The organism is Nocardia sp. NPDC049149 (assembly GCF_043197455.1).
Lineage (GTDB): Bacteria > Actinomycetota > Actinomycetes > Mycobacteriales > Mycobacteriaceae > Nocardia.
Window position 1 is genome coordinate 721,382 of the sequence record NZ_JBICTD010000002.1, and the last position, 18,988, is coordinate 740,369.

Annotated in this window: 22 protein-coding genes; 15 read left to right on the plus strand and 7 right to left on the minus strand. The window is 67.4% G+C overall.

What is annotated here, in order from left to right; all coding sequences use genetic code 11:
• Positions 1-108 precede the first annotated feature (108 nt).
• The 3 genes from ACGFNJ_RS09025 to ACGFNJ_RS09035 all read left to right on the plus strand — a co-directional run bounded on the left by ACGFNJ_RS09025 (position 109) and on the right by ACGFNJ_RS09035 (position 1,864).
• The gene (locus ACGFNJ_RS09025; protein WP_393445131.1) at positions 109-699 is read left to right on the plus strand and encodes a DNA-3-methyladenine glycosylase I; all 591 of its coding nucleotides are present in this window, start codon (positions 109-111) and stop codon (positions 697-699) included.
• A 141-nt stretch (positions 700-840) separates the two neighbouring features.
• Complete coding sequence (locus ACGFNJ_RS09030; protein WP_011211259.1) at positions 841-1,008, plus strand: DUF3117 domain-containing protein; 168 nt, start codon at positions 841-843, stop codon at positions 1,006-1,008.
• Positions 995-1,864 carry a putative RNA methyltransferase gene (locus tag ACGFNJ_RS09035; protein WP_393445133.1) on the plus strand — a complete coding sequence of 290 codons (870 nt, stop codon included), beginning with the start codon at positions 995-997 and terminating at the stop codon, positions 1,862-1,864. Before ACGFNJ_RS09030 ends, ACGFNJ_RS09035 begins: the two co-directional genes overlap by 14 nt.
• Positions 1,865-1,989: 125 nt before the next feature.
• On the opposite strand, the gene glgA is transcribed toward ACGFNJ_RS09035, so the two are convergent.
• Positions 1,990-3,147 carry a glycogen synthase gene (glgA, locus tag ACGFNJ_RS09040; RefSeq protein WP_393445917.1) on the minus strand — a complete coding sequence of 386 codons (1,158 nt, stop codon included), beginning with the start codon at positions 3,145-3,147 and terminating at the stop codon, positions 1,990-1,992.
• A gap of 138 nt (positions 3,148-3,285) precedes the next feature.
• On the opposite strand from glgA, the gene glgC reads away from it, so the two are divergent.
• The 3 genes from glgC to ACGFNJ_RS09055 all read left to right on the plus strand — a co-directional run bounded on the left by glgC (position 3,286) and on the right by ACGFNJ_RS09055 (position 6,328).
• The gene (gene glgC, locus ACGFNJ_RS09045) at positions 3,286-4,500 is read left to right on the plus strand and encodes a glucose-1-phosphate adenylyltransferase (RefSeq protein WP_393445135.1); all 1,215 of its coding nucleotides are present in this window, start codon (positions 3,286-3,288) and stop codon (positions 4,498-4,500) included.
• A 141-nt stretch (positions 4,501-4,641) separates the two neighbouring features.
• Positions 4,642-5,142: a hypothetical protein gene (locus ACGFNJ_RS09050; protein WP_393445137.1), complete on the plus strand. Its 501-nt coding sequence runs from the start codon at positions 4,642-4,644 to the stop codon at positions 5,140-5,142.
• A 16-nt stretch (positions 5,143-5,158) separates the two neighbouring features.
• Positions 5,159-6,328 (plus strand): DUF6545 domain-containing protein, encoded by a 1,170-nt coding sequence (locus ACGFNJ_RS09055; RefSeq protein ID WP_393445140.1) that lies wholly within the window; start codon positions 5,159-5,161, stop codon positions 6,326-6,328.
• On the opposite strand, the gene ACGFNJ_RS09060 is transcribed toward ACGFNJ_RS09055, so the two are convergent.
• The 3 genes from ACGFNJ_RS09060 to ACGFNJ_RS09070 all read right to left on the minus strand — a co-directional run bounded on the left by ACGFNJ_RS09060 (position 6,318) and on the right by ACGFNJ_RS09070 (position 7,971).
• Positions 6,318-6,530, minus strand: a complete 213-nt coding sequence (locus ACGFNJ_RS09060) for a hypothetical protein (protein WP_393445143.1) — start codon at positions 6,528-6,530, stop codon at positions 6,318-6,320. The two genes, ACGFNJ_RS09055 and ACGFNJ_RS09060, sit on opposite strands and share 11 nt — an antisense overlap.
• Before the next feature lie 410 nt (positions 6,531-6,940).
• Positions 6,941-7,180 (minus strand): hypothetical protein, encoded by a 240-nt coding sequence (locus ACGFNJ_RS09065; protein ID WP_393445145.1) that lies wholly within the window; start codon positions 7,178-7,180, stop codon positions 6,941-6,943.
• A gap of 158 nt (positions 7,181-7,338) precedes the next feature.
• Positions 7,339-7,971: an O-methyltransferase gene (locus ACGFNJ_RS09070; RefSeq protein WP_393445147.1), complete on the minus strand. Its 633-nt coding sequence runs from the start codon at positions 7,969-7,971 to the stop codon at positions 7,339-7,341.
• Between the two features lie 299 nt (positions 7,972-8,270).
• Here ACGFNJ_RS09070 and sigE point away from each other — a divergent pair, with 299 nt between their 5' ends.
• From sigE to ACGFNJ_RS09115, 9 genes are all read left to right on the plus strand, one after another.
• Positions 8,271-8,918, plus strand: coding sequence for an RNA polymerase sigma factor SigE (gene sigE / locus ACGFNJ_RS09075; protein WP_393445149.1), 648 nt, complete (start codon positions 8,271-8,273; stop codon positions 8,916-8,918).
• Positions 8,919-8,980: 62 nt separating this feature from the next.
• Positions 8,981-9,370 carry a hypothetical protein gene (locus tag ACGFNJ_RS09080; protein ID WP_069164238.1) on the plus strand — a complete coding sequence of 130 codons (390 nt, stop codon included), beginning with the start codon at positions 8,981-8,983 and terminating at the stop codon, positions 9,368-9,370.
• 10 nt (positions 9,371-9,380) lie between these two features.
• Positions 9,381-10,937 carry a trypsin-like peptidase domain-containing protein gene (locus tag ACGFNJ_RS09085; protein ID WP_393445152.1) on the plus strand — a complete coding sequence of 519 codons (1,557 nt, stop codon included), beginning with the start codon at positions 9,381-9,383 and terminating at the stop codon, positions 10,935-10,937.
• Positions 10,938-11,072: 135 nt separating this feature from the next.
• Entirely contained in the window at positions 11,073-11,291 is a 219-nt protein-coding gene (locus ACGFNJ_RS09090) for a hypothetical protein (RefSeq protein WP_393445155.1), read from the plus strand.
• Between the two features lie 162 nt (positions 11,292-11,453).
• Positions 11,454-11,870, plus strand: a complete 417-nt coding sequence (tatB, locus tag ACGFNJ_RS09095; protein ID WP_069164235.1) for a Sec-independent protein translocase protein TatB — start codon at positions 11,454-11,456, stop codon at positions 11,868-11,870.
• 166 nt (positions 11,871-12,036) lie between these two features.
• The gene (locus ACGFNJ_RS09100) at positions 12,037-12,894 is read left to right on the plus strand and encodes a hypothetical protein (protein ID WP_393445157.1); all 858 of its coding nucleotides are present in this window, start codon (positions 12,037-12,039) and stop codon (positions 12,892-12,894) included.
• Between the two features lie 149 nt (positions 12,895-13,043).
• Positions 13,044-13,610 (plus strand): hypothetical protein, encoded by a 567-nt coding sequence (locus tag ACGFNJ_RS09105; protein WP_393445159.1) that lies wholly within the window; start codon positions 13,044-13,046, stop codon positions 13,608-13,610.
• Positions 13,611-13,629: 19 nt separating this feature from the next.
• The gene (locus tag ACGFNJ_RS09110) at positions 13,630-13,857 is read left to right on the plus strand and encodes a hypothetical protein (RefSeq protein WP_393445161.1); all 228 of its coding nucleotides are present in this window, start codon (positions 13,630-13,632) and stop codon (positions 13,855-13,857) included.
• Positions 13,858-13,956: 99 nt separating this feature from the next.
• On the plus strand, positions 13,957-15,033 hold the full coding sequence (locus ACGFNJ_RS09115) for an XdhC family protein (RefSeq protein ID WP_393445163.1): 1,077 nt from the start codon (positions 13,957-13,959) through the stop codon (positions 15,031-15,033).
• Positions 15,034-15,036: 3 nt separating this feature from the next.
• Here the strand turns inward: ACGFNJ_RS09115 and ACGFNJ_RS09120 are convergent, their stop codons facing one another.
• From ACGFNJ_RS09120 to ACGFNJ_RS09130, 3 genes are read right to left on the minus strand one after another with little or no spacing between them, the layout of a single operon-like run.
• Positions 15,037-17,280, minus strand: coding sequence for a xanthine dehydrogenase family protein molybdopterin-binding subunit (locus tag ACGFNJ_RS09120; protein ID WP_393445165.1), 2,244 nt, complete (start codon positions 17,278-17,280; stop codon positions 15,037-15,039).
• On the minus strand, positions 17,277-18,287 hold the full coding sequence (locus ACGFNJ_RS09125) for an FAD binding domain-containing protein (protein ID WP_393445167.1): 1,011 nt from the start codon (positions 18,285-18,287) through the stop codon (positions 17,277-17,279). The genes ACGFNJ_RS09120 and ACGFNJ_RS09125 overlap by 4 nt, the downstream gene beginning before the upstream one ends.
• Complete coding sequence (locus ACGFNJ_RS09130; protein WP_393445169.1) at positions 18,284-18,817, minus strand: (2Fe-2S)-binding protein; 534 nt, start codon at positions 18,815-18,817, stop codon at positions 18,284-18,286. The genes ACGFNJ_RS09125 and ACGFNJ_RS09130 overlap by 4 nt, the downstream gene beginning before the upstream one ends.
• Positions 18,818-18,988: the final 171 nt, after the last annotated feature.

Below are 18,988 nucleotides of genomic sequence, written 5' to 3' on the forward strand. Positions count from 1 at the left end.
CTAAGCTCACGGCATGCTCACGTTGTTGCTGTCTGCGCTGATCATCGGTCCCGCCGCCGCGCTGCTGTGCACACAGGTGGCGCACCCCCACCGCATCGGCGCGCCGGCATGACCGCGCCGGACGACGGCAAGATCCGCTGCCCGTGGCCGCTGGAAACCCAGCTCTATCGCGACTATCACGACTTCGAATGGGGCAAGGAGCTCCACGGCGACGACGCGCTGTTCGAGCGGATGTGTCTCGAGGCCTTCCAGTCGGGTCTGGCCTGGATCACGATCCTGCGCAAGCGGCCGACCTTCCGGACCGCGTTCGCCGGATTCTCGATCGAGAAGGTGGCCGAGTTCGACGACGCCGACGTGGCGCGACTGCTCGCCGACCCCGGCATCGTCCGAAACAGGTTGAAGGTCGAAGCCGCGATCAGCAACGCCCGGGTTGCTCGCGATCTCGATATCGGACTGGACACATTGCTCTGGTCGTTCGCTCCGCCGCCGCGGCCACGCCCGAAAACCGGCGCGGACGTGCCCGCCACCACACCCGAATCCATAGCTCTGGCAAAAGAATTGAAGCGACGCGGGTTCCGGTTCGTCGGGCCGACCACGGCCTACGCCTTGATGCAGGCGACCGGGATGGTAGACGATCACCTGGCCGATTGCTGGGTCGGTAGTGAGCATGCCGACACAGGCCGACCGGTCACTTTTTGAACTCAGGTATCCGTCCACATCCGCGATAGGGAAGAATGGGACAGGTGTAGCTCGCCAAATGCCGGCGAGCTCGCTGGTTGGTGACAACTGGAGTTCCAAGAAAGTGCGCAGCTAACCGCGCAGATCTGGAGGGAGCAGAGGATGGCGGCCATGAAGCCCCGTACCGGGGACGGTCCCCTCGAGGCAACCAAGGAAGGGCGTGGAATCGTGATGCGGGTTCCACTCGAGGGTGGCGGGCGTCTGGTCGTCGAACTCACGCCGGACGAGGCCGCGGCACTCGGCGACGAACTGAAGAGTGTCACCAGCTAACCAGCAGGCACTCGATGCGGTGGCCGGTCTGCTGGCCTGCCCGGAATGCGCGCTCGGACTAGAAGCGCACGACCGGGTATTGCGTTGTGGGCACGGGCACAGTTTCGACATCGCCAAGCAGGGCTATGTCAGCCTGCTCACCGGTGCGTCGACCAAAATGACCGGCGACACGGCGGCCATGCTGGACGCGCGTGCCGCCTTTCAAGGTGGGGGACATTTCGCGCCGATCGCTGCGGCGATCACCGACGCGGTCGGGCCGGGCGGGCAATCGCCGGGCACCGAGCGCGCCTCGGACACCGTGCTGGAGGTGGGCGCAGGCACCGGCTACTACCTGGCCGGTGCGCTCGATGCTGCCCCGGCAACCCGAGGCATCGCACTCGACGTCGCCAAGCCCGCCGCCCGGCGCTGCGCCCGCGCGCACGAACGGGCCGCCTCGGTCCTCGCGGACGCCTGGCGCGGGCTACCGCTGCGCGAACACAGCGTGCGCGCGGTGCTTTCGGTGTTCGCGCCGCGCAATCCGGCCGAGGTTGCTCGGGTGCTCACCGAGGACGGCCAGTTCGTCGTCGCCACGCCGACCGACCGACACCTCGCCGAGCTGGTCGGCCCGCTCGGCATGGTGACCGTCGATCCAGACAAGGACCGCAGGCTCGACACCGCGATGTCGGGTCACTTCGACGCCGTCGACCGGGTGCTCGTCGAGTATTCGATGAAGCTCGGCACGGTCGACGTGGCGAACGTCGTCGGCATGGGCCCGTCGGCACATCATGCCGCGGCGGCACATCCCGGCCTCGCCGCGCTGCCGGAAGTCACCGAAGTCACCGCCTCGGTCCTGATCTCGACCTATCGGCCGAACTGAGACCCGTCACAGACCACGCGGCCACTGCGGACCTTCCGTCCACGCGCAACACCTAGGCCCGCTCGTAGGCCGCACAGCAGCATGCGTCTCCGGTGAACTTGCTCTGTCGCACCAGCGGGCTGCTGTCAGTGTTTGCGGACTCGGTCGTACACCTCGACGGTCTGGGCCGCGATCGTCGACCAATCGAAATCGGCGATCGCTCTGGCCCGCCCGGCCGCGCCGTACTCGGCGGCCAGCGCCGGATCACCGGCGATCTCGTTGATGGCGACGGCGAGCGCCCGCTCGTACTCCCGCGTCTCGGCCGGGTCGTAGTGCACCAGGCGACCGTTGCGGCCGTTCTCGACCACCTCGGGAATGCCACCGACGTCGGAGGCGACCACCGCGGTCGCGCACGCCATCGCCTCCAGGTTCACGATGCCGAGCGGCTCGTACACCGACGGGCACACGAAAACCGTGGCGGCGGCCAGAATCTGGCGGATCTGCTCGGTGGGCAGCATCTCGCGAACCCAGAACACATTGCCCCTGGTGCGCTGCAGCTCCTCGACCGCGGCGGCGGTCTCCGCGGCCAGTTCCTTGGTGTCCGGCGCGCCCGCGCACAGCACCAGCTGGATATCGGGATCGAAGTCGCGGGCGGCCGCGAGCAGATGCCCGACGCCCTTCTGCCTGGTGATCCGGCCGACGAACGCGACGATCGGCTGGTCGGTGCGCACGCCGAGCACGGCAAGCACCGGCCGCGCGCCCGCGCCGACCGGGCCGGGATGCCACATGCCCGCGTCGATCCCGTTGTGCACGACGTGCACCCGGTCCGGGTCCACCGCGGGGTAGGCGTCGAGGACGTCGTGGCGCATGCCCTCGCTCACCGCGATGATCGCGTCGGCGTGCTCGACAGCGTTGCGTTCCGACCAGGAGGACAACCGATAGCCACCGCCGAGCTGTTCGGCCTTCCACGGCCGTCGTGGCTCCAGGGAATGCGCGGTCAGCACGTGCGGGATGCCGTAGAGCGTGGCCGCGAGGTGCCCGGCCAGGCCGGTGTACCAGGTGTGCGAGTGCACGACGTCGACCTGTCCGGCGGCGTCGGCCATGCGCAACTGTGCCGACATCATCTGCAGCGCCGCGTTGGCGGCGTAGAGCTGCGGATCGGGCTGGTGCACGACGGCGTCGGAGCGCGCGACACCCATGCAGTGCACGGTGACCTCGCACAGCTGCCGCAACTGCGCGGTCAACTGCGTCACATGTACCCCGGCCCCGCCGTAGACCTCGGGTGGGTACTCGCGGGTCAGCATGGCGACCCGAAGCCGGTCGTGCGCGCCGGATTCCACGGTCGAGCGCCCGGTGTCCGTGCCGAAACTCACCCGGTTCAAAGTAGACGTTCACCTCCACTGGGGCCACTCGCCCGCGCGTTACCCGGTAGTTTGGCAAGGGTGAGGAGCCAGCCGCACGTACTCGGGATCGTGCTCGCCGGTGGCGAGGGCAAGCGACTCTTTCCACTCACCGCGGACCGTGCCAAACCGGCGGTGCCTTTCGGCGGTGCGTATCGGCTCATCGATTTCGTGCTGAGCAACCTGGTCAACGCCGGTTTCCTGCGGCTGTGCGTGCTCACCCAATACAAGTCGCATTCGCTGGACCGGCATATTTCGCAGACCTGGCGGTTGTCCGGCTTCGCCGGTGAATACATCACCCCGGTGCCCGCGCAGCAGCGGTTGGGTCCGCGCTGGTACACCGGCAGTGCCGACGCGATCATGCAGTCGCTCAACCTCATCTTCGACGAAGATCCCGACTACATCGTGGTATTCGGCGCCGACCACGTGTACCGGATGGATCCGGAGCAGATGGTCGCCCACCACATCGACTCCGGCGCCGGTGTCACGGTGGCAGGCATCCGGGTGCCGCGCAGCGAGGCAAGCGCGTTCGGCTGCATCGACTCCGACGAGTCCGGCCGGATCACCCAGTTCCTGGAGAAGCCCGCGCATCCACCTGGTACGCCCGACGATCCCAATGTCACTTTTGCGTCAATGGGCAACTATGTCTTCACCACCAAGGTGCTGGTGGATTCGATCAAGGCCGACGCGGACAACTCCGACTCCGACCACGACATGGGTGGCGACATCATTCCGTCGCTGGTCGCCGCAGGCCAGGCCGGGGTCTACGACTTCGCCGACAACGAGGTGCCCGGCGCGACCGAACGCGACCGCGGCTATTGGCGCGATGTCGGGACCATCGATGCGTTCTACGACGCACATATGGATCTGGTGTCGGTGCATCCGGTCTTCAATCTCTACAACCGGCATTGGCCGATCCGCGGCGCCGCGGAGAATTTGCCGCCCGCCAAATTCGCCCAGGGCGGTTTGGCCCAGGAATGCATCGTCGGCGCGGGCAGCATCCTGTCCGCGGCCACCGTGCGCAATTCGGTGCTCAGCTCCAATGTCGTCGTCGACGACGGCGCGACCGTCGAGGGCAGTGTGCTCATGCCCGGCGTCCGGATCGGTCGCGGTGCGGTGGTCCGCCGCGCCATTCTCGACAAGAACGTCGTCGTGGCCGAGGGCGAGATCATCGGCGTCGATCTGGAGCGCGACCGCGAACGCTTCGCGGTCAGCAACGGCGGCGTTGTCACCGTCGGCAAAGGCGTCTGGGTCTGAGCGTCGCCATACCGGTATCTTGTGGTCGGTGAGTCGGCCGTCGATGCTCGATATCATGTACGGCACAGAGGAATCCGCAGCGTAGGTGGTGTGCCGCCGACTTGCTCGGCCGCGCGGCCGCCGGCATCGAGGGTGGGGAACATGACGTGGCGCGCGCAGTCCGATCCCGCGCTGGAGCAGGTCCGGGTGCTGACGGCGGCGCTGGAGGTGCCGCGGCCTTGGCATTTGGGCACGTTCGTCGAACGAGTGTCCGCGTCGCTGGGCAAGCCGATCGCCTTGCACCCGCACACGGCGTTGACGTCCAGCGGGTTTCCGTGCGGGATCGTCATCGAATGCCCGGACCGGATCGTCGTCGCCTATGACGCGGCGAGCTCTGGGTATCACGCCAATCACATTGTGCTGCACGAGATCGCGCATCTACTGCTCGATCACGCGGGCTTCGTCGCCCCGGTCGCGCAACGGCGCACGATGCGGACCTTGTTCCCCGGCGTGGACGCGGACACGGCACTGCGGGTGCTGGCGCGCACCGATTACGACGACATCGTGGAGAGCCAGGCGGAACTGTTCGCCTCCCTGGTGATGTCGGAAGCCGATGCGTCCCACTCGGGTTCGGTCCTCGGCCGCGCGATCTTCCGCCGTTAGCAGGCGCGCCGCGCCGATGTCGTTCATGCTGCCGACCGCCGTGACGCTCCCGCTCGTGGTGACTGCCTGGCTGTTGCTCGCGATTCGGCTGGCGCGCTTGCGCATCACACTGGTCGACCGCCGATTCAACGTGGTGCTCGCCTTGTTGACCGGGATCGCCACCACCCACGAAACGACACTGCGCCGGCTGATCACCGTGCTCACCGCCGGCTACCTCGAGGGCGGCCTCATCTACCAACTCGGCGTGGTCGGGTTCATGTTCACCACCGCGGCGACTCTGCTACTCGTCGCCGCTGTGGTGAAGAGTCCGTATTCGCCCGTTCTCGTGTACGGGATCGCCTGTGCCTGCTGTGCGATCGCGTTGCTCGTCGGTGGCGTTGCCAAGGGGCCGAATCCTGAGGCGATCTATCACCAGGCAGGCTGGGGCCAGTTCGGCTTCTGGTTGGCGCTGGCGCCGCTGTCCTACTGGGTGGCCTGGTTCCTCGCCCGTACGTGCCTCACCGAGATCCGCAGGCAGCCCGATCGTCGCGACCGGCTGTTGCACACCCTGGTCCTTGCGGTGGCCTGCATTGCTTTCCCGGTACTCAGCGCGGCGCTCGCGGCCTCGGCGCTGCGGGCCAGCGGATGCGAGAATTGGCTGACACACGCACAACTCGTCCTCGATCGCGAGGCCATCTGGGGCCAGGTCTTCGGCGTCCTGGTGATCGGCGCCGTCCCCGTGCTGTCCTGGCTACTCGACCTGACCGGATTCGACGCCTTGTCTCGGCACCGAAAGCGGCTGCTGCCGTTGTGGTTCGAGCTCACTACGGCCTGCCCCGAGATCGTGCACCGCACTGCCACGCCGGTCGCCGCGGATCAGGGCCGATACCTGTTGCACCGCATGGTCATCGAGATACTCGACAGTGCGCGCATCCTCGCCGGCTACGCCACGCCTGCGCCGCAGCGGCTGCAGGACGAGATCATCGCGACCACGAGCCGAGGCCCCGAGCGCGACGCACTCTGCGCCGCCGTCCGGCTGGTACGCGCGTGTGCCGCCAAGAAAGGCGGTGCCTCGCCCTCGGTGGTCGGCGCAGGCCCGTTGTGCACCGGCGACAGCCTGCTGACCGAGGCGACCCAGCTCAGCGCTATCGCCGCACAGTTGCCGCGCGCCCGCGCACTGGCGGGTGGCGCGGCGGTCACGGTGTAGTCGGACAGAAGGGCGCGCAGGGACCCGGTGTGCGCGGCACCGTTGTCGTCGGGGCTTGGCCGAAGTCGGCGGTGCTGACCAGGTACACCATGAGGATCCCGAAGAGCAGGACGAGGCCGAACGCGATCATCGTCCCACCCCAGTGGATCGGGCGACGCCCGTTGTTGTCGTCGTTGTTGTTGTTCAGCAAGAACATGATCACTCGGGTTGCACCTCTTCCGCGCGCCCCTGCCGGAGGGCGCACCGCTCTGGTACCGGTTCGGATGTGCTCTGAGCAGCATGCGCTTCCCCGCGCCACGATGGTGCGGTATTCGGCAGACGAATCCGCAACAGCAACCCCTCGGCAGCGAGACGGCGCTGGGACCGGCCCACCCCTCCGGGGTCGGTCGCCAGCGGTCCGGTCCGACCCCCTGCGCGCGATCTCGGTCGACCGCGACTCGAACCAACCGCTGGAGGCGAACCGAACAGCGTACATCCCTTGGGGGCGTGAGCATTCCGTGATTCATCCCACACCGGACGCCGCAAGGCGCGGTGCGCCAACCGAATTCGGAAACCGTGCGCCGACACGAATTCACGCGCACCCGCAGGCGCGCGTGAATCAGGGGTGCTCGACTACCGGCCCTGGGCGGGCGGCGCGGCGGGCGCAGTGCAGAACGGTTCGCAAGACCCTTGTGTCGGTGTGACTTTCGCGGGACCGGTATCGAAATCGGCGTTGCTCACGACCACCATCACGAGCACCGCAGCGACAATGACGAGGCCGAAAAGGAACAGCGCGGGCCGCAGCCAACTCGACCGATGCTCTACGACGATGTGGCCGATGTGGCCGATTTCGAACAATTCGTACCCGCGCATTACCTAGTACCTCCTGGCTGCGGATTGGGTACCCGGCGCAGGACGTAGGAATCACGGAGTCAGCCCTGGATGTCCGCAACGATGGGCACAACTCCACCGTACGGCGAAACACCGCACGGACTGAGCCCGTTCACGGCTGCTTACAACCGAGTCGGCGTTCAGCCGCGTGACGCGCAGAGCAAGCCGTCGCCGACCGGAATCAGCACGCTGGTGAGCTCGGGATCCTCGGCGATCGCCCTGGTCGCGGCGCGCACCGCCTGGGTCGCCGGATCGCGTTGTGCCGCATCGGGTACCCGCCCGCCGAGCAACGCGTTGTGCAGCAGAATGGCGCCGCCCTCGCGTAACAGCCGCACCGCCTGGGTGACGTACTGCGGATGTTCCAGCGGCGCCGCGTCGACGAACACCAGGTCGTAGGCGCCGTCCGCGAGCCGTGGCAGCACGTCGAGCGCCCTGCCGTTGATCAGCCTGGTGCGGGCGGGCGGAATCTCGGCCGCCCGGAAAGCCTCCTTGGCGGCGCGCTGATGCTCGGGCTCGGAATCGATGGTGGTCAGCGTGCCGTCCTCGCGCATGCCGTCGAGCAGCCACAGGCCGCTGATGCCTGCTCCCGTGCCCACCTCGACGACCGCCTTGGCGCCCAAGAGCTGGGCGTACATGCTCAACAACGCACCGACCGACGGTGGAACGGGCACCGCACCGAGTTCGGTGGCCCGTTCGCGCGCACTGACGAGGATCTCGTCTTCCACGACGGATTCCTCCACGTAGGCGAGATTTCGCTCCAAATTCGATGCCACGCCTATGAGGTTAGTGCTGGGCACGTTGTATCGGCGTTCCGAACAACACGCGCCGCCCCGCAATCTGCGGGGCCAGTTTTCTCAGGCATCCCTCAGCATCTCCATATCCAGGCCATATCAGGACAGGAAAGAGTAGGGGCAACGCAAGACCAGCCGACCGGATTGACGAGGGACGCGGGAACAACGACATACAGGTTGTCGGTTGTATCCCAACGTAACGGTTCCAGGTCCGAATGAGATTTCGGATCAGAAGCCGAGTTCCGAGTTTGCGGTCCCTAGTAGGAGGTAGCCCCATCCACATGGTCGATGCGGCGCGTGAGCACGCAACCTTGCCAGAGCAGCTGCCGAGCGAAGCCGACGAGGCCGTCGAGCTTTCCGGCACCGCTGCCTTCGATGCCACCGGCGACCGGGCGGCGATGCCGTCGTGGGACGACCTGGTCCGTGAACACGCCGACCGCGTCTACCGGCTGGCCTACCGTCTTTCCGGCGATGCACAGGACGCCGAGGATCTCACTCAGGAGACCTTCATCCGAGTGTTCCGTTCGCTGTCCAACTACCAGCCAGGCACCTTCGAGGGCTGGCTGCACCGCATCACCACGAACCTGTTCCTCGACATGGTCCGCAGGCGCAATCGCATCCGCATGGAGGCGCTGCCCGAGGACTACGACCGCGTCCCGTCCGAGGGGCCGGACCCGGAGCAGGCCTATCACGACGCCCGCCTCGACCCCGATCTGCAATCCGCGCTGGATTCGCTGGCCCCGGAATTCCGTGCCGCGGTCGTCCTGTGTGACATCGAAGGTCTCTCCTACGAGGAGATCGGCGCTACGCTCGGCGTGAAACTGGGTACGGTGCGCAGCCGAATTCATCGTGGGCGGCAGGCACTGCGCGACTACCTTGCGCATAATGGAAGTGAGCAGCGGCTAGCCGCTGATGCGAACATCGGGTGAGCCGGACAACGCCGGCATCGCCCTACGGATCGGATGATGTCGGTTGGAAGGGTGAGCACCGAATGAGTGGCGACTCCAGCACGTCCGGTCGTCGTCCGCCTCGATTCCGTCCCACCGAGCATCTGGCGAGCGAGGCGATCGCGGCCTATGTGGACGGCGAGCTGCGGATGAACGCCTATCTGCGTGCCGCCCAACATCTTTCTCTGTGCCCGGAATGCGCGGCCGAGGTCGACGCACAGCAGCAGGCGCGTATCGCGCTGCGCCAGTCGGGCCCGATCTCGATTCCCACCGGACTGCACGACAGCCTGACCCGAATTCCGCTCGCCGATCTTCCCGGCGGCGCGTCGAGCCAAACACCGAACACCTCGGGGACTCCGCGCAACGAGGCGGTTTTCGGCTTTCTGACCGATTCGTTCGCCGCGACCCGGTGGACTACATGGTGGCGCAAGTAGAGTTCCTCGAGTGACTTCGGAATCGACGAATACCGGATCGGCCGACGCCCCGGATCGAGTCCAGGGCAGCCTCTCGGATTCGGCGACCGCCAGGGGAAACCTGCGGCCGTCGGACGCGCCCGTTTTGGGTCCGCGCCCGGTATATCGACCGCACGTCGACACGCATACCGCCCGCGCCTTCCGCAGGCCGTCCGGACAGTCGGGTTCGTTCGCCGAGCCGTTGCCCCGCGGCGCCGCCCCGGTGGCGGGCCAGGATGTGCAGAACCGCCCGCCGGACGCGGTGCTCGCCGAGGCGTTCGGCAGGCCTGCCGGCTCCACCGACCTGTTGCAGCGCGACCCGGACGCGGCCGACGGGCCGACCACCGTCGCAGGCCCCGCCGATCCGTGGCGTGATCCGGCCGCTGCGGCCCGTTTGGGCGCTCCCGCGGTGCCGACCCCGGAACCCGCCCCGCTGCCGAAGGCAGAGCGACTCAGCGCCCGCGAGGTGCTCTTCGGTTCCCGGGTCGCCCCCAAGGCACTGGCCTTGCTCGCGGTGGTCGCCCTCGCCATCGGCCTGATCGGCGGCCTGGTCGGCAGGCTGACCGCCGAACAGGCCTCGACGCTCACCTCACGCAAGGTCACGCTGGCGCAGGACGCCGCGGACCCGGGGCAGGCGCACAACCAGATCGCCAAGGTCGCCAACGCGGTGCTGCCGTCGGTGGTGTCCATCCGAGTCACCGTCGGCGACAACGGCGCGACCGGTTCCGGCGTGGTGATGGACGGCGCGGGCTTCATCGCGACGAACAACCACGTGGTGTCGATGGCTGCCCAGGACAAGACCAACCGGGCCGCCATCCAGGTGCTCTTCTCCGACGGCACCAAGGTGCCTGCCAACATCGTCGGCCGCGACCCGAAGTCCGATCTCGCGGTGCTCAAGGTCGACGTGAAGAACTTGACGGTCGCCAAGCTCGGCAAGTCCGGCGATGTGCAGGTCGGCGACGAGGTGCTTGCCATCGGCTCGCCGCTCGGGCTCAGCAAGACCGTCACCTCCGGCATCGTCAGCGCGCTGCACCGGCCGGTGAAGCTGCAGGGCGAGGGCAGCGACACCAACGCGGTGATCGACGCGGTGCAGACCGACGCTTCGATCAACCCGGGTAACTCCGGTGGCGCGCTTGTCGACATGGACGGCCGCGTGATCGGCATCAACACCGCGATCCGCAGTGAGACAGGCGGTTCCGTCGGCCTCGGCTTCGCGATCCCGGTGGATCGTGTCACCCAGGTGGTGCAGACGCTGATCCGGGACGGCCAGGTGCACCATGCGACGCTCGGTGTCTCCACGCGGAACAAGACCGTGAGCAACGAGGTGTTCTCGGGCGCTCAGGTCGCGGATGTGGTGACCGGTGGCGCCGCGGATCGGGCCGGGATCGTCGAGAACGACGTGATCATCAAGGTCGGTGATCGGGAGGTCACCAGCGCCGAGGAACTGACGGTCGCCGAGCAGTTGAACGAGATCGGCAAAACCGTGACCGTGCAACTCATCCGGGACGGTCGCCGCGTCGACGTCTCGGCGACGCTCGGCTCCGACTGAGGCCGTCCCGCACCGCGAATCAGGCACTGGCACAACATCGGCAGTGCCACAAACATTGGCAGTCGCGCGGCCCGCGCTGCGCGATAGTGTCGCTCCCAGTGAGGAAAATCTCACGTCCATGGGAGGGAATTCGACATGATTCGTGCCATTCGAGCTGTCCTGGTCGCTGCCGTCGTCAGCGCAGGCCTGCTGATGTGCTTCGCCGCACCGGCTTCCGCAGCGGTCACCAGCGTCCAATGCCGCGAGAGCGGCGGGCGCGTCATTCAGGTGCGCCACCCGGACAGCATCTGGGTCACGATCGACGTGTGCTCTGGCGGACCGCACAACGGCGAGGAAGTGCTGGACTGGGTGTAGCCGGAATGGCTTCGCCCACCGAGCCTGCGCGTGCGGGTGGTCACCGATCCGGTGGCCACCCGCACGCGGCCGGATCCCAAGGGTCGGCGAACAACACGTGGACTGCTGGTGACGCCGGAATCCCACGCAGCCACGGGTCCGCTGGCCAGGTAGCCTGAGGTCGTGTTCAGCAACATCGGCTGGAGCGAGATGATGATCTTGCTCGTCGCCGCCCTCGTGATCCTCGGACCGGAGCGACTGCCCGGCGCGGTTCGCTGGACCACGCGCAGCCTGCGTCAGGTGCGCGATTACGCCAGCGGCGCCACCGCACAGCTGAAGGACGAGCTCGGCCCGGAGTTCGAAGATCTCCGCAAGCCGCTGGCCGATCTGAACGAGCTGCGCGGCATGACGCCGCGCTCGATGGTGACCAAACATCTTCTCAACGGTGACGATTCGATCTTCCGCAACCTGGAGGACGCGCTGCCGGACAAGAAAGATATCTACGGCACCAACAGCGGCATGCCGGATTATCCGATGCCCAAGCCGGAAAAGCCGTTGGAGCACAACGAACGTCCGCCGATCGACACCGACGCGACCTGAGTCCGCGCGACCTCTACCTGCGGAGTTCACCCGCGTCGGCAGACCTGGCCACTCGACGACCACCCCGCCGACTCAGCCGGCTGAACTGGCGCACTCGAGTCACGAGAAGGGGTCAGTGTCAAGAAGTCTAGACACCAGGACCTGTCCAGCTGTCTAAACTTCGTCCATGTCGGCCGATGACGTGGCGCGAGTTTTCGCGATCGAAGACAAGGTCGAGCGACTGAAGGCGGCCACCGATGGAGTGGCGGCGGCCCAGCAGACGATCAACGAGCTCACCAGGATCCGTCGCGCGGTGATTCGCGAGCTACACGCCGAAGGCTGGACGTTTGCCAGAATCGGTGCGGCAGCCGGACTTTCCCGCGCGCGTATCCATCAGGTGAGTACGCAGGGCCCAGCACCGGAAGGTTTGTTCTTCGGGCACGGGACGCTCACCGTGCTGGTGCCGGAGGTCAGGGCGGGGCGGGTGATCGGCGCACCGGATCCGGCGGCCTCGCATCGTCTGGTCGAGTTGCTCCGCGAGCTCGGCTTCACCGCCTCGATCGAGCACTTCCTGCCGGGCCGCCCGGTCGACCTGAACCGCGACGGCCTGATCGTCGTCGGTGGGCCCGAGCTCTCCCCCAGCCTGCGTCAGCTGATCTCCGCCGATCCGCGGCTGCGGCGGGCGGTGGCGCGGGCAGGCGACGCGCGCCGCGGCATCGAGGACCGGGCGGCGCGCCGGGTGTACCGGCCGGGCGGACCCGATCCGCACGACATCGCCTATCTCGCGCGACTGCCGCGTCCAGATGGGCGCGGCACGGTGTTGATGATCGACGGCATGCACCCGCCGGGCTCGCTGGGCGCCATCCGTTTGCTCGCGACCCGACTGGCCACCTTGCACGAGCGCGCGGGCACCCACCTGTTCTCAGTGCTCGTCGCCTGCCGGTTCGACCGCGCGACCGGTGAGCCACTGGAGGCCGAACTGCTCACGCCGGTCTACCGCCACGACCCCGAAACCCGTGTGCCCGCACCGGGTTTGCGGCGCTGAACCAGGTCGACAAACGGCCACCGCACGCCGGTGGCAGTGATTACCGCCAGCAGGGCAGTGTGTCGCAGGTCACTCACCTCTTCCATTAGGGAAATCTCGGTGCAATGCTTGAATAGCTGAAAGATAACTAAGCGTTGATAGGTGACCTCATGAGTGTTCCAATTTCGATGTCGGCACGTTCGGCAACCACCGTCCGCACCACGCGTACCCGGGAGCAGACACCTGCCACCACGATCGACGCGGCAGCGCCGATCGTCAGCACGCATCGGGTCACCTACAGCGATCGGTTGAAGGTCTTCGTCGGCGCAGGCGAGACCATCGACAACTTTCTCCGCCCGCTACGCAGGCTCGACGGCTACCACCGCTACTCGGTGCAGCTGACCCGCCTGCCCGCACCGCTCAGCCCCGCAGACATCACCCCAGAAGTCAGCTCCGCCCCCGGACAGAACTACCTGCGTTGCACCGGATCGGCGGAAGCGCTCGTGCTCGAGCTCCGCACCACCGTCGACAGCGTGACACGCCGATGCACCGTCGGTCGTGCCGGCCATCGAGACGGCGAGCCCGGCATCTGCGTGCAAGTCCCCGACAACATGATCGCGCCGTGGATCTATCCGGACGAGGTGTTCACGGCCGAGGAAGCGGCCGGCATCTTCGCCGCCTACTTCCACTTCGGCACGGTCCCACCCGGCCTCGAGCTCCGCGAAACGGCCGACTGATGAGTTCCCCGAGGAGGCAATGATGGACCCGTTCATCATCATCGGCGTCACCGTTCTGGTCATCGGCCTGCTCGGCGTGATCAGCGCCGTCCGGCGGCGGCCGAACGCGATGGACAACCAGCTCACCGTTGCCGCGGTGCGAGCGCGACTCGCCGAAGAGCAGCGGACCCCGCTGGCCGAGGAGGCGCAGGAACGCCTGGTCGCCCCGGAGCGGGAAACGGCCGGGGCGCAGTCCGGCGACTCCTGAGCGCTCCGGTTCGCCGCACGGCCGAATAGCTTCCGAATAGCTAGGCTGGCAGTAGCCGAGGTTTCTCGGCCAGCCCCGCTCGGGAGAGGAACCGTGCTGATGCGCGCAATGCTCGAGCAACTCATCGCGCTCGTTGGTCGAGGGCCGGTGGCGATGGCCCGGGTCGTCGATACGACAGGTCCCGGCCCGCGCGAAACCGGCGCGGCCATGATCGTCACCGCCGACGGCGAAGTCTTCGGATCGCTGTCCGGTGGCTGTGTCGAGGCCGCGGTGGTGGAGTCGGCCAGGCAGGTGCTTGCCACCGGCAACGCGGTGACCGACCGGTTCGGCTATTCCGACGGCGACGGCCTCGCGGTGGGGTTGACCTGCGGCGGCGAGATCGAAGTCTTCGTCGAACCGGTGCCGAAGGAGCGACTCGCCGTGCTGACGGCGCTGCAGGCGCGGATCGCGGCAGGCGACCCCGTCGCGCTGGCCACCCGGCTGGACACCTCCGCGGAATGGCAGCTGATCCGGCCAGGCACCGCCGACGCCTGGCACGGCGTCGACCGCGATGCGCGGGCCCTGCTCGACGCGGGCCGCAGCGGCATCGTCGGGGCCGACGAATGCGAGGCGGACAGCTCCCCGCGGCCCCGAGTCTTCGTGCATGTCTTCGCGACGCCTGCGCGGATGATCCTGGCGGGCGCGAACGATTTCGTCCGTGCGCTCAGCCGCACCGGCCGCCAGCTCGGCTATCGGGTGACCGTGGTCGATGCTCGCGAAACCTTCGCCACCGCAGCACGATTCCCGTCCGCCCACGAGGTGGTGGTGGACTGGCCGCACCGGTATCTGCGCACCGAGCACGAGGCGGGCCGGATCGATGGACGCACGGTGGTCTGTGTGCTCACCCACGACACCAAATTCGACGTGCCGATGATCGCGGCCGCGTTGAGCATCGACGACATCGCGTTCGTCGGCGCGCTCGGGTCCCGCCGCACCCACGCCGAGCGCACCGAACGACTACGCGCGGCCGGCGTCACCGAGAGCAGGCTGGCGCGGCTGAAAAGCCCACTGGGGCTTGATCTCAACGCGCACACGCCGGACGAGACCGCGATCTCGATCGCCGCGCAGATCCTCGCCGAGCGTGGTGGTGGTTCCGCGCGGCCGCTAGAACGCCTGAACGGCCCTATCCACCGCTAGTTCTCAGAGCAGGTGTTCCAGGCGAAGCGGGATGTCGCGGAGGCGCAGGCCGGTGGCGTGGTGGACGGCGTTGACGATGGCCGCGGCGGCACCGACCATGCCGAGTTCGCCGATGCCCTTGACGCCCAACGGGTTCACGACCGAGTCCGCGACTTCGACGAAGGAGATGTCCACCTCGGGGGCGTCGGCGTTGACCGGGAGGAGGTACTCCAGCAGCGAGGCGTTGGCCCAGCGGCCGTCCCTGGCGTCCGGGACGCTGCCCTCCATGAGCGCTTGCGACAGGCCCCAATTCATGCCGCCGAGCACTTGGCTGCGCGCCAGCTTGACGTTGAGCACCCGGCCGGGAGCGAAGGCGCCGACCATCCGGCGCACCCGGATCGAACCGAGCTCGGGATCCACCGCGACCTCGGCGAATTGGGCACCGAAGCTCATCTTGCCGTAAGGCGCGGGTTCGGCGGCGGGGCGCCAGCTGCCGGTGGTCTCGATGTCCGAGAGATGGTTGCGCGCAAGGATATCCGCGTAGGCGTCGGCGACCGAGGGATCCGTGGTCAACCGCAGGTGGCTGTCCACTCCTTCGATCTCGTCGGGCGTGCGACCGCGCAACGGCGAGTCGATGTCGGCGACCGCGATGTCGATCAGCTTGGCGAGCAGTTTGGTGCAGGTGGTGTGCACCGCGGAGCTGACCGCGCTTGCGCCGATGGAGCCGACGGTGGCCGCGATGTTCGGGTAGTCGGTGTTGCCGATCTCGAAGCGGATGCGGTCGAACGGCATGCCCATGGCGTCGCAGGCGACCTGCGACATCGCGGTCGCCACCCCGGTGCCGAACTCCTGGGTGCCCGCCTGGACGACCAGCGAGCCGTCCGAACGCAGCCTGGCGTGTGCGCGCTGCGGCTGCCCCGGTTCGTACACCGGGTAGCCCGCGGTGCCGACACCCCAGCCGATCAGCCAGTCCCCGTCGACGCGCGAACCAGGTGTCCGGTCGTAGCCGTCCCAGCCGAAGCGCTCGGCCGCGAGCCGCAGGCATTCGGGGTAACCGTCTGAGCTCCACGGATTTCCGCTCTCCGGGTCGACGGCGGCGTGGTTGCGCAACCGCAGCTGCACCGGGTCCGCACCGAGCTGGGCGGCGAGCTCGTCGATCGCGCATTCCAGCGCGATCATGCCGGAGGCCTCGCCGGGCCCGCGCATGAACGTCGGCGTCATCGTGTTGCCTTGGATGAGCCGATACCGGCCCTCCCAGTGCGGAATTCCGTACGCCTTGCTCGCCACCTCCAGCGACGGCTCCGCCCAATCGTCGAAAGGCGAAGTGACGGAGAGCTTGTGGTGCCGCAGCCCGGTGAAGCGCCCGTCGGCGTCGCTGACCAGGGTGACTCGCTGCTCCTGCTCTTCGCGTAACCCGGTGCCGTAGAACATCTGCTCACGGTTCAGGATCACCCGCAGCGGCCTGCCGAGCTCCCGTGCGATCAACGGGGCCAGCGTGACATGCGGCCACATCATGGCCTTGGCGCCGAACCCGCCGCCGACATAGTCGGTGACCACCCGCACCTTGCTCGGCGAGATGCCGAGGTACGCGGCGATGGTCAGCTGGCTGGCCACGATGCCCTGGGTGGCGTCGTAGACGGTGACCGAGTCCCCGTTCCACATCGCGGCGGTGACCGAGCATTCGATCGGATTGTGGTGATTGGCGGCGAATCGGAAGGTGGCGTCGACGGTATGTGCGGCGGCGGCCGCCGCACGCGGGAAGTCGCCGCGTGACTGGGACGCCGGGATCATGCCCGCGAAGATGCGGTCGGGCGGGTATTGCCGATCGCGTCCGTCGTCAAGTCGCACCAGCGGCTGCTTCGCCTCGTAGGTGGCCTCGATCCGCCGAGCCGCCTCCTGAGCCACCTCGAAGGTGTCCGCGACAACGACGGCGATCGGCTGCCCGAAGTAGTGGATCGTGGTGTCCTGCATGGGAAAGAAAGTCTGGCCCGGCGCCGCCTGCCCGAACATGGACGGCAACAGCGGCACCGACGCGACCCTCGGCAGGTTCTCGTGGGTGAACACGGCAACCGCGCCGGACCGCATGGCCGCCCCGACGTCGAGGGATGTCAGTGTGCCGCTGCCGATCTCGGCGCCAACGAGGACGCCGTATGCCGCGTTGGGCATCGGAATCTCCGCGGTGTACCTGGCCGCGCCGGTCACCTTGGCGTGCCCGTCGATACGGTCGAGGCCCTGTCCGATCAACTTGGGTGCAGTGGGCGCGCTCATTTCCGGCCAGCCTGCCGCGCGATCTTCGCGGTCACCGTCTCCAGGGTGCGCACCATGGTTCGTTGTGCCAGTTCGATTTTGAAGGTGTTCATCAGGTGGCTGCCGTCGGCGGCCGCGAGCTCAGTGGCGGCGGCCGCCGCGAAGTTCTCCTTCGTCGCGGGCTTGCCGAGCAGCACCGCCTCGGCCATTTTGGCGCGCCACGGCTTGGTGGCTACCCCGCCGAGACCGATGCGGACGTCACGCACCGCACCGTCCACCACGTCGAGCGCCACCGCGGCGGACGCGGCGGCGAACTCATAGGATTCGCGGTCGCGCACCTTCAGATAGTGCGAGTGCACCCCGAACGGCAAGGGCGGCACGTCGATTCGGACGATGAGCTCGTCGGCGGTGATCGGATGTTCGCGCTGCGGCGTGTCGCCGGGCAGCAGGAAGAAGTCGTCGAAGGCGATGGCCCTGGTGCCGCGCGGACCCTGCACATGGACAACGGCGTCGAGCGCGGTGAGCGGAATCGCCACGTCGGAGGGGTGCATGGCGAAGCAATGCTCGCTGGTGCCGAGCACGGCGTTGCCGCGATGCAGTCCCTCCTGCGCACCACACCCGCTGCCAGGATCACGCTTGTTGCACGCGAACGCGATATCGCGGAACTGCGGGCAGCGCACGCGCTGCATCAGGTTGCCGCCCATCGACGCCATGTTGCGGATCTGCGCGGACGCGCCCTTCCACAGCGCCATGGACAGAAACGGAAACCGTTCGACGACACCGGGATCGGCGGCCACCTCGCTCATCCTGACCAGTGCGCCGATCCGCAGTCCGCCGTCCGGCAGGTGTTCCAGATCGGTGAGCGGGAGCCGGTTGATGTCGACGACGTTGTCCGGCTCCATCGCGCCGATGCGCAACATGTCCACCAATGTGGTGCCGCCGGCCAGGAATACGGTGTTCGGGCGCGCGGTCACCGCAGCAAGCGCCTCGTCCACCGTCTCCGCGCGGGCAAAGGCGATGGGCTTCATCGGGTTTCCCCCATCTCCGTGCTGGCGGCCTTTATCGCGTCCCTGATGTTCTGGTAGGCGGCGCAGCGGCAGATATTGCCACTCATCCATTCGGCGATCTCCGCGTCACTGCCGGTGTGGCCCTCTTCGATGCATTTGATCGCCGACATGATCTGTCCCGGTGTGCAATACCCGCATTGGAAGCCGTCGCAGCTGATGAAGGCGCGCTGCACCGGATGCAGTTCCTCGCCGTTGGCCACGCCCTCGATCGTGGTGATCTCGCGCCCTTCGGCGCTCAATGCCAAGGTGAGACAGGACAATTCACGCTTGCCGTCGACCCACACGGTGCACGCGCCGCACGCACCCTGGTCGCAGCCCTTCTTGGTGCCGGTGAGGCGCAGGTATTCGCGAAGGGCATCGAGCAAACTGACTCGAGGTGCCAATGCCACCGGAAATACGTGACCGTTCACGCGCAATGTCGCCAGCGTGTAATCCGGACCGGCAAACTCCGGTTGCCGCGTGTCCTGTTTGGGAAGCTCACCAATAGTCATAGACGTATCTCCTGCTCATGAGTGCGCAGCGGTGGCGACATCTCGACGTACAGAATTCGAAACTAAGACTCGACTCCACATTAGCGTCCAGCCAGCAAACTCGCAGGACAACTAATGATGTGCGGATCGCATCCTTTGGCGGGCCGACGAATTCGCCCCGAATGCCACGAA